An 11,908-nucleotide genomic window follows, 5' to 3' on the forward strand; every position below is an offset into this window, starting at 1 on the left:
GCCCGCGCGCCCCTGCGAGCGGAGCCCCGCCTCAGACGTCGGCGCCCGCGTCCCTCCCGAGCACCGCGGCGAGCTCGCCCCGCCCGCCGATCCCGAGCTTGCGGTACGCCGCGTACAGGTGCGCGCCGACCGTGCGCGGCGAGAGGAACAGGTTCTGCGCGATCGCGCGGTTCGACAGCCCCGTGCTCGCGAGAGCGCAGATGCGCAGCTCCTGCGGGGTCAGCGTCGCAGCGGCCGGCGACGGCGCGTCCGCGATCCTCCCTCCGGCGGCCCGGAGCGCGTCACGGGCCCGATCGGCCCAGGCGTGGATCGGCAGCTCCTCGAGCATCGCCAGTGCCTCGCGGAGGAGGGGCCGCGCCTCCGCCGCCCGACCGGCCCGGTGCAGCCCGTCGCCCACGAGCAGCAGCGCCCGCGCCCGCACGTACGGGAGCGGCGGCGGAGTCCGGCGGAGCAGCCCGGCCGCGACGTCCGGCGCTCCGTCGGCGAGCGCCACGGCGATCTGCGCGTACCGGAGGGCCGCCTCGATCATCGGCTGGTGCCAGCGCTCGAAGAGCGATTCCAGCCTCGCGGCGTGCAGGCGCACGACTCCGACGTCCCCGATCGCGAGAGCCGCGTCGACGAGATCGGGCGTGGTCAGGATCGCGAAGCCGGGGTTCAGGGAGTCGTCGTCCGTGTCGAGGAGGGGCAGGAGCTCCGGCACGGCGTCGCCCGGTCGAGACTCGAGGACCGCCACCGCCGCTCTCGATCCGCGGAGCGTCGCCCGCATCACGCTCGAGCAGAGGACGGCCGCGCCGATCGCGCTGCCCGCGCTGATCGCCTCGGGATCGGGCGCGACTCCCTCCATCGCGTCGAACCAGGCCAGGCAGGCCCGGGAGGCGGTCTCGAAGCCGACGTCCCCCAGGTCGCTCCCGAGGACGAGCGCCTCCTCGGCGAAGGAGCGGGCGCGCGAGAAGCGGCCGGCGAGCGACGTGGTCATCGAGGCGGCGAGGAGCGCCTGCGGGAGGATCCGGATGTCGCCGCGCGCGCGCAGCCCGGTGATCGCCTCCTCCAGGAGCTCCCGGGCGACCTCGACCTCGCCCGCCGTGTTCAGCGCGTAGCCGAGCCACCACGCCTCCTCCGGACCGCTCGCCCCGCCGGCCGCCGCGAGCGCCCGGCGGACGACCTCGTCGCCGCGGGCGATCGGCTCGGTGACCGCCGCGAGCAGGACGGCGCGCGGGTCGGAGTCGTCGAGGGCGAGCGCGCGCACCGCCTGGATCATCGGCTCGCCGGGCGACGCCTCGCGGTTGTGGTCCCAGGCGATGGCGGCGAGGTGCAGGAGCGCGGCGGTCGCGGCGTCGACGGCTCCGTGGCTCTGCAGCGCCGTCACTGCGGCGAGCGCGGGCGAGAGGTCGCCCCGCGAGAGGGCCGTGCGCCCGGTCGGCAGCGTCTCGCGCGTCCAGGCGGCGCGGGCGGTGAGCACCGGATCGACGGTCTCGCCCGCCGCGCGGTGCACGAGCAGCGCCGCCTCCGCGGTCCGGCCGGCGAGCCCGGAGTACTCGGCCGCGTCGATCAGGCGCGAGACGCGCAACGGCCCCGCGGGGGTCAGCTCCGCCGCCCGCTCCATCGCCTGAGCCGCCAGGACGACGTCGCCCGTCGCGAGGCCGGACGCCGCGAGACCGGCGAGCTCCTCGCCCACCGGCCCGTCCGAGCCGGTCGCGAGCTCCGACCGCCACCAGAGCGTCCGGCTCGGGTCGTCGCGGTGCTCCTGGACGAGCGTGCGGAGCACGGCCGCGCGCTCGGAGGGGCGGCTCACGCTCGTCACCGCGGACTGCACGAGAGGGTGCCGGAAGCGGAGTCCGCTCCCCGGCGTCCAGCTGAGCAGCGACGCGGCGACGGCCCGGTCGATCCAGGAGGGGTCGGGGTGGCGGCCGATCGCCAGGTTCGCCAGCCGGCTCGCCTCCTCCGCCGTCGCGACGTCGCCCAGCGCCACGGCCAGCACGGCGAGCCGCGAGGGCTGGTCGAGCTCCGCGAAGCGCTCGGCGAAGGCCGACTCGAGGCGTCCGGTCACCGCGCGGTCCTCCGCCTCGTCTACCGACGGGTCGCGCCCGGTCAGCTCCACCAGGGCGAGCGGATTCCCGCGGGCGAGGTCGAGCAGAGCGCGCCGGGCGGCGCCGCGAGGAGGATGCGGGAGCGTGTCGAGGAGAGCGGCCGACTCGGCGGCCGACAGCGGCCCGAGGTGGAGGTGCTCGAGGCCGGAGTCCTCCTCGGGCCGGTCCCTCGTGGTCATCACGACGACGACGCGGTCCTCGCCGATGCGCCGGGCGAGCATCCGCAGCGCCCACGCCGACTCCGGGTCGATCCGGTGCAGGTCCTCCACGACGACCAGCAGGGGCCGATCGGCGGCGGCGTCGCTCAGGAGGGTCAGGGCCGAGAGGCCGGCCAGGAGCGGCGTCGGCTGCACTCCGTCCGCCAGGTGGAAGGCCACGCGGAGCGCGTCCCGCTGCGGCAGGGGCAGGCCGTCGAGGCCCGGGCGGAGCGGGTGCAGGAGGAGCTGCAGCGCCGCGTACTGGTCGCCCGACTCCGCTGCGGAGCCCGCGGTCCGCAGCACCCGCACGTCGAGTGCGCGGGCGTAGGCGACGACCTCCTCGACCAGGGTGGTCTTGCCGACCCCGGCGTCCCCGTCGATGACGAGCGCCGACCCGTGGGCGGCGATGCCGTCGACCATCAGCCGGAGCCGCGCGAGCTCCGATCCCCGACCGACGACGAGCGCGTCCCGCTTCACGCGTCGAGTATCGCACCCTCGCGCAGACACTCCTCGACCCGGTGACGGGCCCGGATGAAATCGATCGCGGCGGCCGCGGCGCTGCCGGGGGCGCCGAAGAAGGAGGTCAGGAAGTGGTCGCCTCCGTGCACCTCCAGGGTCTGCCAGCGGAAGGCGATGAAGCCGAAGGGGTCGACGCGCACCGGCGACGAGCCCTCGCGGAGCGGATACGCCTCCTGGCTCGCCCAGACGCGGCGGAACACCCGCGAACGGCCTCCGAGCGAGGCGACCAGGACCCGCAGACGCGGGTCCACCGGGTCGGAGTGGAAGCGGAGGGCGGCGGTCATCACGGCGATCGTGCGGTCCCAGTCCTCGTGCCGCTCGGCGTCGGTCTCGAGCGCCGCGGCGTCGACGACGGCCTCGATCATGTTGGTCCCCTGCTCGCAGGCCAGGGGGAGGAACAGGCGGCCGAGCTCGTTCACGGCGACGAGGTCCTGGTAGCGGTCGACCACGTAGGCGGGCGTCGTGGTCCAGGACGAGACCATGCTCGTCAGGCTGCCGACCTGCGCCGGCGTCGGCCCGGCCTGCGCCCAGCCCGGTGAGCGGCGCGGCGCGGCGTGTCCGCCGAGCCGGAAGAGGTAGTCGCGCCCGTCCGCGTCGAGACGGAACGCGCGGGCCAGAGCGTCCAGGACCTGCGCCGAGGGGCGGCGGTCCTTGCCCTGCTCGAGCCGCAGGTAGTAGTCCGGGCTGATCCCCGCGAGCACGGCGACCTCCTGGCGGCGCAGCCCGCTGACGCGGCGCCTGCCGTCGGCGCCCAGGCCGACCTCGTCGGGGCGCAGCCGGTCGCGGTGCCCCCGGAGGTAGGCGCCGAGCCGCGCGGTGTCCGTGTCCACGATCCCGCCCTTCTCTCCCTTCGAGGCTAGGGAGGCGGCGGGCCCGACTCCACGCGACGCCGACCTAGATCCGCGGCGGGAGTACCTAGATCGGCGGGGCGTGCTTCCGGGTGGGGGCGGTGCGCGGCGGGGTGCGGAGGAGCGCACCGGCACGCGGCGCACCCCTCCGCGGTCAGGCGACTCCGCGGTCAGCTCAGCTCCGCCGCGGCGTCGGCGATGACCCGCGCGACCTCCTCCGGGTGCGAGCGCATCACCAGGTGCGGCGCGTCGAGCTCGACGACCGAGCGCACGCCCGCCCGCCGGTAGCCGAACCGCTCGACGTCCGGATTGATCGTCCGGTCCGCGGCGGCGACGACGCCCCAGCTCGGCCGGGTCCGCCAGGCGGCGACGGGAGCGGCCTCGCCGAAGGCCAGAGCGGCGAGCGGGCGCTGGCCGACCGCGAGCACGGCCGCCTCGGCCGGATCGATCCCGGCCGCGAACACCTCCGGGAACGCCGGCACCGCGACCGACACGTCCGTGCCCGGCTCCGCTCCGTCGATCGGGAACGGGGTGTAGACGAGGTTCGCCGGGAGGTCGGAGTCGGGGAAGGCGCCCTGCAGCTGCCCGAGGCTCTCCCCCTCCTCGAGCGCGTAGGCCGCGAGGTAGACGAGGCCGACCACGTTCTCGGCGACCCCCGCCACCGTGATTACGGCGCCGCCGTAGGAGTGGCCCGCCAGCAGGACCGGCCCGTCGAGCTGCTCCACGAAGGAGCGGAGGTACTCCGCGTCGCCCAGCAGGCTGCGGTTCGGCACGGCCGGGACGCGCACGGCGTGGCCGGCGTCGAGCAGGATCCGCGTGACCGGGGCGAAGCTCGCGGCGTCGGCGAACGCTCCGTGGACGAGGACGATGGTGGGTGCGGTCATGGGGCTGTCCTTCCGGTCGGGCTGCGGTCCGGCAGCCGGCTGCGCAGCCGATCCGGACCCGGGCCGAACCTAGGACGGCGGACGGCGCGCGTCGTGACCCCGCGACTCCCCTGCCGACCGGGCGGCCGCCTGTCGCCCGCCCGAGGACACGCTCCAGCGCTCGTCCCGCCCGCTCACGGCGGGCCCCGACCGCTGCAGCGTCCGCGTCCTGGCCCCGGCGGGGTCACCCTTCGACGGCTGGACCGCCCGGGATCGCGGCGAGGTCGGCCAGCGGGCTCTCCGGCCGGCTCGCCGGCGACAGCGGCGGAGAGGCTCGCGGCCTCCTGCGGCCCGAAGCCCGGGCCGCGGCGTGTCAGCTCGCGAACTCCTCCGGCCAGCCCAGCGCGGCCAGCGACCGGCGCACGCGCTCGATGTCCTCCTCCGAGGGCAGCTCCGAGGTCACTCCGGCGATCGCGGTGCCGACGTCCGCGCGGGAGGCGGGCGCGTCGGCGGCGAGACCGGCGGCCACCTCGGCCACCTCCTCGTCGCTCAGACGGCGGCGGAGGAGCGCCAGCAGCGGCACGAAGTCCTGCTCGGGCAGCCCGGCCGGATAGCCGGCGCGCAGCCAGCGGACGATGCGCGCGACCAGGCCCTCGCGAGTGTCCGGCTCGGCCAGCGACTCCGGGCCCGCCAGCGGCCAGCCCGCGCTCGCGAGCCGCGAGGAGACGCGGGCGACGTCCTCGGGCAGCGCCGGTCCGAGCAGCAGCTGCTCGATCCGCTCGCGCACGACGGCCCGTGAGACGACCGTCTCGGCCCGCTCCGACTCCGACAGGAGCCGCGCGACGACCTGCTCGACCTCGTCCGTCGTGAGGCTGCGGCGCAGCAGGCCCAGCAGCGGCAGGTAGTCCTGCTCCGGCACGCCGGACGGGTAGCCCGCGCGCAGCCAGCCGACCACGCGGGCGACGATCCCCTCCCGCGCCGCGATCGGATCGGTCGAGGCCATGCTCAGCCCTTGGGCACGAAGGTCGGGATCACGTGCTCGAAGCTCACCGACTGGCCGAGGCCCGTCGCGATGATGACGCTCAGGCCGATCACGACGGAGCCGACGACGAAAGCGAAGCAGAGCACGCCGATCCCGCGCAGCACCGGGGCGGGCAGACCGCTCCGGACCGCGGGGGCGTCGGACCCGCCCGAGGCGGGAGCACCGGCGGCGACGGCGAAGGAGCGGACGCCGACGGCGAAGAGCACGGGCAGGCCTGCTCCGAGGAGCACGGCGACGAGGGCCACCTGGCCGGCGGCGGAGAGGAAGAGGGAGAGCACGGTGCGGATCCTTTCGCTCAGACGCCGGCGGTCTCGGGCGCGGGGCGTGCCGCCGCGTCCTGCCACTCGTCGTTGACGTTGTGCGCGCCGATGCTGTCGCGGCGCGAGCGGATGTAGATGAGGGAGGCGACGGCGACGAGGATCGCGGCCATCAGGAGGCCGCCGGCCGCGCCTCCGACGAGGTGGCCGATCCACCACATCACGGCGCCGACGAGGGCGGCGGCCGGGAGCGTGATGACCCAGGCGATCACCATGCGCAGCGCCACGCGCCAGCGCACCTGCGCTCCGGGGCGGCCGACTCCGGAGCCGAGGATCGAGCCGGTCGCGACGTGGGTGGTCGAGAGGGCGAAGCCGAGGTGGCTGGAGGCGAGGATGACCGCGGCGGAGGCGCTCTCGGCGGCCATGCCCTGCGGGGTGTCGATCTCGACGAGGCCCTTGCCGACGGTGCGGATGATCCGCCAGCCGCCGATGTAGGTGCCGAGCGAGATGGCCAGCGCGCAGCTGAGCTTGACCCAGAAGGGGACCGACTCGGTGTCGCTCCAGCCGCCGGCCGCGATCAGCGCGAGCGTGATCACTCCCATGGTCTTCTGCGCGTCGTTGGTGCCGTGCGCGAGCGAGACGAGGGAGGCGCTGCCGATCTGACCGAAGCGGAAGCCGCGGTGGAGGCTCTTCTCGGCGAGGTTGCCGATCACCCGGAAGACGAGCCAGGTGCCGATCGCCGCGACCGCTCCGGCGAGCACGGGCGACATCAGCGCCGGGAGGATCACCTTGCCGACGACGCCGTCGAGCTTCGTGCCGTCGCCGGCCCAATTCACGCCGTTGAGGCCGAGGCCCGCGAGAGCGGAGCCGATCAGGCCGCCGAAGAGGGCGTGCGACGAGCTCGAGGGCAGGCCGAGCAGCCAGGTCAGCAGGTTCCAGACGATGCCGCCGATGAGGCCGGCCAGCACGATCAGCAGCAGAGCGGAACCGCCGTCCTCGAGCAGCGCCGGATCGGGTGCGCCCGAGGAGTCCTGGATCTTCACGACCGCGTTGGTGACGGTCAGCGCCACCTCGATGCTGAGGAACGCACCGACGAGGTTCAGCGACGCCGAGAGGGCGACGGCGGTGCGGGGCTTCAGGGCACCGGTCGCGATGGACGTGGCCATCGCGTTCGCCGTGTCATGGAAGCCGTTGGTGAAGTCGAAGGCGAGGGCCGTGACGACGACGAGCGCGAGCAGGATGAAGGGATCCACGCAGACATGATGCTCCCGCGGCGGGAGGCGTTCCGGCGTGGTCGCGAGGCTTCACCTGCTGTTCACCTCGCGGGGCACGCCCGCCCGAGTACCCTGTGCGGATTCTCAGGCGGGCGGCGCATGCGGCGGCTGCGATTCTCCTGAGCCCGCACCGGCATGCGGCGCTCAGACGGGTGCGCTCAGGAGGCCGAGCGCGGCATCGGCGGGGTGAGGTCCGGGGTGTGCGCGGGGTCGGAGTCGGGGGCCGGCTCCGGCTGTGCGGCGGACCCGGCCGCGGCACCGGCGTCCTCGGCGGACTCCTGATCCTCGGCGGGCTCCTTCGAGCCGGGAAGCGGCGGGGTGAGGTCGAGGGCGCCGACCGCCGGCTCGGCGGCGTGCTTCGGCGTGGTCGGGCGGTTCTCGGCCGCGGCCGCCTTCTTCGCCGCCTTCTCCTGGGTCCGCTTGAGCTTCTCGGTCTGCTCGGCCAGCTTGCGGGCCTTCTTGCGCAGCTTCTTGCTGGAGTCGCGGACCGCCTCGTGCGCCGCGCGCACCGACTTCTCGGCCTTCTTCAGCGCCTTCTTCGCGCGCTTCTGCGCCGCCTTGTCGCGTGCGTCCTTGTCCTTGCCGGTCCCGGCCATGTCCGCTCCTCCGCTCGTCGACCGCTCCGGCCGACTCCCCCACGCTACCGAGCGGCACCCGCCCCGCGAACCCGCTGGCGAGCGCGCCCGGGCCGCGCTAGGCGCGCGGGCGGCGGCCGTCGTGCGGCCGTGCCGTCCTTGCTCCTCTCCCCCTCGGCCGCCGCCTCTCCCCCTTCTCCTCGGCTCTCACTTCAGCCCTGCGGTGCCGTTCGCGGCTGGGAGTCGCGGGCGAGTCGACCCCGCGACGGGCGCGGGTTCGGCAGGCTGGGGGCATGGTCTTCCAGCACGATCCCGGCGGCTACCAGGGCCGCGCCGGCCTCCGGCGTCCCGTGCGCGGGCCCAGGCGCGACAAGTGGATGTGGTGGCGCCTGGGCTCCGGAGTCGCGGCGACGGTCGCCGGTGTGATCGCCCTGCTCGTCTTCACCGCCGACCGCTGAGCACGCCCACCGGCGACCCGGCGCACCCCCGCCATTCCGGATCGAGAGCCGATCGATGCGCTCAACCGCTTGACTCCGGAGGTTTCTCTCAGGTCGGATCCGGCGGAACGCGGGTAGTTTGGAGGGTCGCATCGGCTCAGCCGTGCGATCAGCCCCACTGCCCCACCCGTCGCTCGAGGGGGGGAGGCGAGCGTCGGCAGACCTGGAACCTCCTCTGCATGCACCGTTCGTCACGCGCCTCGACTCCCACCCCCGCAGGAGCCGAGACCGGCAGTCCGTCCGCCCTCCCGACCCGTCGCTCGCTCCGTGAGCAGGAGTCCCGCAGCCGCCGCCCCTCGCGCGGCCCGTCGCGCCCCCGAGTCTCCGCAGTCGCCGCGATGACCCTCGTGGCCGGCATCGCGATCACCTCGACGATGCCCGCGTTCGCCGTGGGCGGCACCGCCGACTCCGAGCTGACCCGCGACACGGCCACCGCCGTCGCCGCGGCCCGCCCGCAGAGCTTCGTGGCGGCCGGAGTCGTGCAGCAGAGCGTCACCCGCGACGCCTTCGCCGCCGAGGCCAAGCCCGAGGTCCTCGTGCCCACCGCGTCCCTCGAGGCGATCACGGCCACCTCCGGCGAGTCGACCGCGGCCGCCGCCGGAGCGTCCGGAGCGTGGGTCGTCCCGATCTCCGGTCACATCAGCAGCAGCTACGGCCCCCGCCCCGACGCGCCGGTCGCCGGCGTGAACCTGTTCCACAAGGGCACCGATCTCGCCGGCGCCTGCGGCACGCCCGTCCTCGCGGCCTCCAGCGGCACCGTCGAGGAGGCGTCGTACCAGGGCAGCTACGGCAACTGGATCCTGCTCGACAACGGCGGCGGCATCGAGACCGGCTACGCCCACAACAGCGAGCTGATGGTGTCGGTCGGCGAGACCGTCACCGTCGGCCAGGTCATCGCGCTGCGCGGCTCGACCGGCGCCTCCACCGGCTGCCACCTGCACTTCGAGACGCGGGTCGACGGCGAGGCGGTCGACGCCGTGCCGTTCATGGCCGAGCTCGGCGTCCCGATCGGCTGACGCCCCGGGGACTCGAGAACCCGGACGTCGCGGTGGCCGCTCTCGACCACCGCGACTTCTGCGTTCTCGGAGGGCGCGGACCGGCGTCAGGGCCCGGGGACCGTTCGCGCCCCGGTCGAGACGGCGGCCGACCAGTGCGCGTCGTCCGGCACCGTCGTCACCCTGATCTCGGCGTCCTGCTCGACGGCGATCTGCATGGTGCCCGTGTTGCCGCCTCCGGTGCCGGTGCGGGTCGTGCTCGGGCTGTAGACGCACGACGATCCGCTCGTCATCAGGCCGACGACCTCGATCGTCACCTCGGCGTCCGCGGTGTCGCAGGCGACCGAGACGGTGATGTGCAGCGGACCGCCGCTGAGGTTCACGGTCTGCGGATCGACGGGGCCGACCTGGTCGGTCCACCGAACGGCGGCGGTCGCGCCCTCGGGCAGCGTCACGGGCCCGAGCGGAGCGTCGGTAGGCGTCGCGGTCGGAGCGGTCGTCGGAGCAGCGGCGCCCGGGGCGGCGGGTGTCGCCTCCTCCGCCTGGTCGGCGCCGCTCGTGCAGCCGCTCAGAGCGAGCGCCGCGAGCAGTGCCGAGGCGCCCAGCGCGGTCGCGCGCCGTCCCGCCCGGAGCCCCGTCGCCCGGCGCGGAGCGGTCGTTCTCGTGGTGTCCATGGTGGTTCCCCCTGTCCACTGGCGTCCCTCCGGTCTACCCGAGCCCGCGCGGCCGCGGATCGCACTCTGCGGCGGTTGCCAGGGTCGGGAGCCGTGCTGCGGATCGATGGGGAGCTCCTCCGTACCGGCGCGGCGGCCCGTCGATCCGCTCGGGTGCCGCGGATGATCGGCACCGGGCGGATCCGACGCCCGCCGCACCCGGCGCACCCCGCCGAGCCGCCCCTCTGCACCCGGAAGGCACCGCCATGATCGCCTCGAACACCTACCCCTTCGCCGGACGCACCGTCCTGGTCACCGGAGCCGGCTCCGGAATCGGCCGCTCCATCGCACGCGCCTTCCTCGAGCAGGGCGCGAGCGTCGCGGTCGCCGGGCGCACCCCCGCCACGCTCGAGGAGACCGTCGCCGGCTTCCCGGCCGAGCGCGTCCTGGTCGTCCCCACCGACGTCTCGGTCCGAGCCGAGGTCGACGCGCTCGTCGAGGGCACCGTCGCGAGGTTCGGCGGGATCGACGTCCTCGTGAACAACGCGGCCGGCCACGTCGGCGGCCCGATCGAGGAGGTGGAGGACGACGCCTGGCGCTCGCTCTTCGCGACGAACGTCGACGCCCTCTTCTACGCGGTGAAGGCGGCGCTCCCGCACCTCAAGGCGAGCCGCGGCAACATCGTCGTCGTCTCCTCCGTGTCGGGCATCCGCGGCGACTGGGGCCAGGCCGCCTACAACGCGACCAAGGGCGCGATCACGACGTTCGTGCAGTCGCTGGCCCTCGACTTCGGCGCGCACGGGGTGCGGGTCAACGCCGTCGCCCCCGCCTTCACGCAGACGCCGCTGACCGAGTCGATGGCCTCGACCCCCGAGGAGCTCGCGCCCTTCATCGACCGCATCGCCCTCGGACGCCCCGGGCAGCCGGACGACATCGCCCCGCCGGTGCTGTTCCTCGCCAGCGCGGACGCGGCGTACATCACCGGCGCGATCCTGGCCGTGGACGGCGGAACGAGCGCCTCGACGGGGCAGCCGCACCTGTAGGCGGGCGAGCGGCGGATCGGGGTCGGGGGGGCGGGGGCTCTGCCCAGAACCCGAGTGCTCGCGTCGGATCCTGCGGCCCCGCTCGCGAGGGTCCACCGGGCTCGACTGCGGGCGCCCACGGCCCGGATCGCTCCCTCCCTGACCGCGCACTCATACTCAACCGACACCTGTGGAGTATCGTGGAGCCAATTGCATGCAGACGCATGGATACGGACTCGCCGACCGCACGGCCTCCGAGCCCATCCCTCTTCGAGCAGGAGTCGTCATGACCACCACCAGCACCCGATTCACCGACCGCGTCGTCCTCATCACCGGAGGTGGATCCGGCCTGGGCCGCGCTGCCGCCGTCCGCCTCGCCCAGGAGGGCGCGAAGCTCGCCCTCGTCGACATCTCGGAGCAGGGCCTCGCCGCCACGGTCGACGTCCTGCCGGAGGGCACCGAGTCGATCACCGTCCTCGCCGACGTGTCGAAGGAGGCGGACGTCGACGCCTACGTCGCGCGCACCCTCGAGGCGTTCGGCCGCATCGACGGCTTCTTCAACAACGCCGGCATCGAGGGCCGCCAGAACCTCACCGAGGACTTCAGGGCCGACGAGTTCGACAAGGTCGTCGCGATCAACCTCCGCGGCGTGTTCCTCGGCCTGGAGAAGGTGCTGAAGGTGATGCGCGAGCAGGGCTCGGGCATGGTCGTCAACACCGCGAGCGTCGGCGGCATCACCGCGATCGGCAATCAGTCCGGCTACGCGGCCGCCAAGCACGGCGTCGTCGGCCTCACCCGCAACTCCGCGATCGAGTACGGCGAGTTCGGCATCCGCATCAACGCGATCGCGCCCGGGGCCATCTGGACCCCGATGGTCGAGAACTCGATGAAGCAGCTCGACCCGCAGAACCCGCGCAAGGCGGCCGAGGAGTTCATCCAGGTCAACCCGACCAAGCGCTACGGCGAGGCCGACGAGATCGCCTCGGTCGTCGCCTTCCTCCTCTCGGACGACGCCTCGTACGTGAACGCGACCGTCCTCCCGATCGACGGCGGTCAGTCCATCAAGTACTGAGGTCCCG

General features: G+C 74.5%; 12 protein-coding genes. 4 read left to right on the forward strand and 8 right to left on the reverse strand.

Annotated elements, in window-relative coordinates:
- Window positions 1-31: 31 nt before the first annotated feature.
- The 7 genes from C5B92_RS05990 to C5B92_RS06020 all read right to left on the reverse strand — a co-directional run bounded on the left by C5B92_RS05990 (window position 32) and on the right by C5B92_RS06020 (window position 7,683).
- On the reverse strand, window positions 32-2,761 hold the full coding sequence (locus tag C5B92_RS05990) for an AAA family ATPase (protein WP_104350165.1): 2,730 nt from the start codon (window positions 2,759-2,761) through the stop codon (window positions 32-34).
- Complete coding sequence (locus C5B92_RS05995; RefSeq protein ID WP_146079268.1) at window positions 2,758-3,633, reverse strand: helix-turn-helix domain-containing protein; 876 nt, start codon at window positions 3,631-3,633, stop codon at window positions 2,758-2,760. Before C5B92_RS05995 ends, C5B92_RS05990 begins: the two co-directional genes overlap by 4 nt.
- 188 nt (window positions 3,634-3,821) lie before the next feature.
- On the reverse strand, window positions 3,822-4,535 hold the full coding sequence (locus C5B92_RS06000) for an alpha/beta fold hydrolase (protein WP_104350167.1): 714 nt from the start codon (window positions 4,533-4,535) through the stop codon (window positions 3,822-3,824).
- 352 nt (window positions 4,536-4,887) lie between these two features.
- Window positions 4,888-5,517, reverse strand: coding sequence for a DUF3349 domain-containing protein (locus tag C5B92_RS06005; protein ID WP_104227379.1), 630 nt, complete (start codon window positions 5,515-5,517; stop codon window positions 4,888-4,890).
- Window positions 5,518-5,519: 2 nt separating this feature from the next.
- A complete protein-coding gene (locus C5B92_RS06010; protein WP_104350168.1) occupies window positions 5,520-5,834 on the reverse strand; it encodes a hypothetical protein in 315 nt (104 codons plus the stop codon).
- 17 nt (window positions 5,835-5,851) lie between these two features.
- The gene (locus C5B92_RS06015; protein ID WP_104224012.1) at window positions 5,852-7,066 is read right to left on the reverse strand and encodes an inorganic phosphate transporter; all 1,215 of its coding nucleotides are present in this window, start codon (window positions 7,064-7,066) and stop codon (window positions 5,852-5,854) included.
- Between the two features lie 179 nt (window positions 7,067-7,245).
- The gene (locus C5B92_RS06020; protein ID WP_104350169.1) at window positions 7,246-7,683 is read right to left on the reverse strand and encodes a hypothetical protein; all 438 of its coding nucleotides are present in this window, start codon (window positions 7,681-7,683) and stop codon (window positions 7,246-7,248) included.
- A gap of 272 nt (window positions 7,684-7,955) precedes the next feature.
- Between C5B92_RS06020 and C5B92_RS17240 the strand changes: the two genes are divergently transcribed.
- Complete coding sequence (locus tag C5B92_RS17240; RefSeq protein WP_159940529.1) at window positions 7,956-8,120, forward strand: hypothetical protein; 165 nt, start codon at window positions 7,956-7,958, stop codon at window positions 8,118-8,120.
- Window positions 8,121-8,497: 377 nt separating this feature from the next.
- Window positions 8,498-9,175 carry a M23 family metallopeptidase gene (locus C5B92_RS16880; RefSeq protein WP_146079269.1) on the forward strand — a complete coding sequence of 226 codons (678 nt, stop codon included), beginning with the start codon at window positions 8,498-8,500 and terminating at the stop codon, window positions 9,173-9,175.
- Between the two features lie 86 nt (window positions 9,176-9,261).
- Here the strand turns inward: C5B92_RS16880 and C5B92_RS06030 are convergent, their stop codons facing one another.
- On the reverse strand, window positions 9,262-9,828 hold the full coding sequence (locus C5B92_RS06030) for a hypothetical protein (RefSeq protein ID WP_104350171.1): 567 nt from the start codon (window positions 9,826-9,828) through the stop codon (window positions 9,262-9,264).
- A gap of 245 nt (window positions 9,829-10,073) precedes the next feature.
- Here C5B92_RS06030 and C5B92_RS06035 point away from each other — a divergent pair, with 245 nt between their 5' ends.
- Window positions 10,074-10,850: an SDR family NAD(P)-dependent oxidoreductase gene (locus C5B92_RS06035; protein ID WP_258061278.1), complete on the forward strand. Its 777-nt coding sequence runs from the start codon at window positions 10,074-10,076 to the stop codon at window positions 10,848-10,850.
- Window positions 10,851-11,115: 265 nt separating this feature from the next.
- On the forward strand, window positions 11,116-11,901 hold the full coding sequence (locus C5B92_RS06040) for a glucose 1-dehydrogenase (RefSeq protein WP_258061279.1): 786 nt from the start codon (window positions 11,116-11,118) through the stop codon (window positions 11,899-11,901).
- Window positions 11,902-11,908 lie beyond the last annotated feature (7 nt).

Source organism: Rathayibacter sp. AY1A4, assembly GCF_002930955.1.
Lineage (GTDB): Bacteria > Actinomycetota > Actinomycetes > Actinomycetales > Microbacteriaceae > Rathayibacter.